We start from the raw sequence: 560 nt of genomic DNA, 5'->3' as shown, positions 1-560 counted from the left end.
TGCCGCCAGAAGAACAGCGCCGTCATCACCAGCCCCGTGGCCACGATGCCGCCGCGCAGCCAGGCCGCTGGAATGCGCCGCGCCACGCGCGCGCCGCCGTAGCCGCCGGCGGTGGCGGCCACCATCATCCACAGCGCGTAGGGCCAGTCCACCACGCCGCCGGCCGCGTACACCGCCACGGCAATGGCCGTGAGCAGCGCCGAGACTAGGTTCTTCAGGCCGTTCATGGCGTTGAGCTGGGTCTGCCCGAGCAGGCCGAACAGCGCCAGCAGCAGGATGCCCAGGCCGCCGTTGAAGTAGCCGCCGTACACGGCCACGGCCAGCACGCTGATGGCGGCCTGGGTCGGCGACGTGGGCTGGGCCCCGGCGAGCATCTGGCGCAGGCGCGGGCCGCAGGCGAACAGCACGGTGGCGGCCAGCAGCAGCCACGGCACGACGATCGAGAAGGTCGCGTCGGACGTCACCAGCAGCAGCGCCGCCCCGAGCGCGCCGCCGACCAGCGACAGCACCACCAGCCGCGCCATCGACAGGCCCGGCGGCGCCTGCGTGTCTTCGCGGAA

General features: G+C 73.6%; 1 protein-coding gene. It reads right to left on the bottom strand.

Annotated features, from left to right (window positions below):
- A partial coding sequence (locus B2J89_RS21595) for a sulfite exporter TauE/SafE family protein (RefSeq protein ID WP_169170848.1) occupies window positions 1–560 on the bottom strand: 560 nt, incomplete at both ends.

This window comes from Acidovorax sp. SRB_24, assembly GCF_012931925.1.
This window is presented reverse-complemented; position numbering and strand designations above follow the sequence as displayed.